This window comes from Candidatus Hydrogenedentota bacterium, assembly GCA_035416745.1.
Lineage (GTDB): Bacteria > Hydrogenedentota > Hydrogenedentia > Hydrogenedentales > SLHB01 > UBA2224.
In genome coordinates, this window is sequence record DAOLNV010000075.1 from 1 (window position 1) to 2,094 (window position 2,094).

A 2,094-nucleotide genomic window follows, 5' to 3' on the forward strand; every position below is an offset into this window, starting at 1 on the left:
GCGGTCAGGGCGAAGGCTTGTGTGTCGATTCTGGTGCTGCTGGCTTCGATTTCGCGGACACGCTGGGTGACTTGGCTGGCGAGGTCCTCTGTTGTGTCCGGGTCGAGATGGATCGGCAGGTCGAGGGTTACGCCAGCAACCTTGGTGCGGTGTGTGGCGCGGCGGGTCATTGGCGCAGCTCGGCCGCGAGGGCTTTTGTCAGGGCCAGGAGCTGGCGGAGCCCCTCGTGGAGTCTGTCGTGCGTCGTGGTCATGTGGTCGTGTCTGGAACGGAGTGCGTCGTAGGCGCTGGCTTTGTGCTGGAGAGTGACGAGTTCCTTCCGTTGGCTGAGTTGAGACTGGAGCGCGTCTTGCCTCCGCTTGTCCGCCGTGTCGACCTTCTCGCAGGCGGACGCCAGGATTCCCTCGAGTGTGTCGAGACGCTCGGCGATGTCATCCAACTTCTTTTGGACGAAGGGGTTCACCGTAGTTCAGCACCATGTCTTTTTCGTATCGCGGCCAGTATTTTATCACAGAGTTTGTCAGTATCGTCGTCGGTGAGGGTTCTGTCCAGGGCCTGAAAGATCAGGTTCAGCGCGATGCTCTTTTTCCCTTTGGGGACTTGGGGGCCTGTGTAGACGTCGAAGATGTGAATGCGCGAAAGGAGCTTGCCGCCCGCCGCCCGGGCGGTGTTTAGTAACTCCTCGGCAGGCAAAGAGTTATCAACAATGACGGCCATGTCGCGAAGTGATGGCGGGAGGGTTGGCGGTTGTTCGAAAGTCACAGACCGGGATGGAAGGCTCAGGAGGTACTGGAGGTCGAGTTCGAGCGCAAATACAGGTTGGTCTATGTCCCATTTCTGCAATATCTTGGAGTTGATCTCCCCCATCACTCCGGCGGTCTTGCCGTCGACAAGGATTCGCGAGCACGCACGCACGTGGTACGTGGGCATGTCGTGTGGTTCGAGCGTCCACGAGGCCCCGAGGTGGTCCAAAGCTGCCTCGGCAAGTCCTTTGATGTTGTAGAAGTCGGCTTTGTGCGGGGGGGCGGACCAGTGTTTGCCGCCAAGCGTGCCAGACAGAGCGATGATGCAGCGATAGGATTCCTCGGGCAGGTCACGTCCGTCCACGGGAATGTAGACAGGGCCGATTTCAAACAGTGCAATATCATGGGAGCCCGTACGAATGTTTGCGGCAATAGTCGACAGTACCCCGGGCAACAAGGAGGTCCGCATGCCTGACATGTTCTCAGAAAGCGGGTTCTGGAGAGGCAGAAGTTTGGAGCATTCATGCCCAAGACTGGCGTTCTCAACGTCGCGTTGAGACGAGAAGGTCATGGACATTATCTCGGTGAGGCCGATATTGACAAGATAGTTACGAAGTTTTCGCACGGTCTGCTCGGCGGGCGCAAAGACAAGCTCGGTCTGGCGGATGGGCGGCAGGGCAGCAAGGATGCGGTCATAGCCGTAGAGTCGGGCGATCTCTTCAATCAGGTCTGCTTCAGAAGACACGTCATGACGCCATGAGGGTATGCGGACCGTACAAGAGGCTTCATCGGATTGGGTTATGGCAAAGGACAGGCCTTCCAGAATAGCCTTCTGCAGGTCAGGGGGCACGAGGGTCCCGAGTAGGAGGTCCGTTCGGGCGTATCTCAGGCGTAAGGGAGGTCTTTGTAAGGGCTTGGGGTATTGGTCCAGGCGGCCCTTGGCAATGCTGCCTCCCGCGACCTGTTTCATGAGGAATGCGGCGCGGTCCAAGGCCCAGACAGCCATCTCGGGGTCTGCGCCCCGCTGGAAGCGTTGGGATGCCTCGGTGTTCATGCCCAAGGCGCGGGCGCTGCTCCGGATGGAAGGAGGATGGAAATAGGCGCTTTCGAGGAAGATATCGGTGGTGGTATCCCCCACTTCCGAATTTGCGCCGCCCATGATGCCGGCCAAGGCGACGGGACGGGTTGCGTCCGCGATGACGAGCATATCCGGAGTCAGTTTCCGGCTCTGCCCGTCGAGTGTTTCGAGTGTTTCATTCTGTTTCGCGGTGCGCACAACGATGCAGTTTTCGTGTAACCGGTTGTAATCAAAGGCATGTAGCGGATGTCCGGTTTCAAGGAGAACCAGGTT

Annotated in this window: 2 protein-coding genes; both read right to left on the reverse strand. The window is 58.6% G+C overall.

The window, feature by feature from the left end:
* Positions 1-166: 166 nt before the first annotated feature.
* The gene (locus PLJ71_17915) at positions 167-463 is read right to left on the reverse strand and encodes a hypothetical protein (protein ID HQM50569.1); all 297 of its coding nucleotides are present in this window, start codon (positions 461-463) and stop codon (positions 167-169) included.
* On the reverse strand, positions 460-2,094 hold a 1,635-nt coding region (pheT, locus tag PLJ71_17920), incomplete at its 5' end, for a phenylalanine--tRNA ligase subunit beta (GenBank protein HQM50570.1). The genes PLJ71_17915 and pheT, both read right to left, overlap by 4 nt.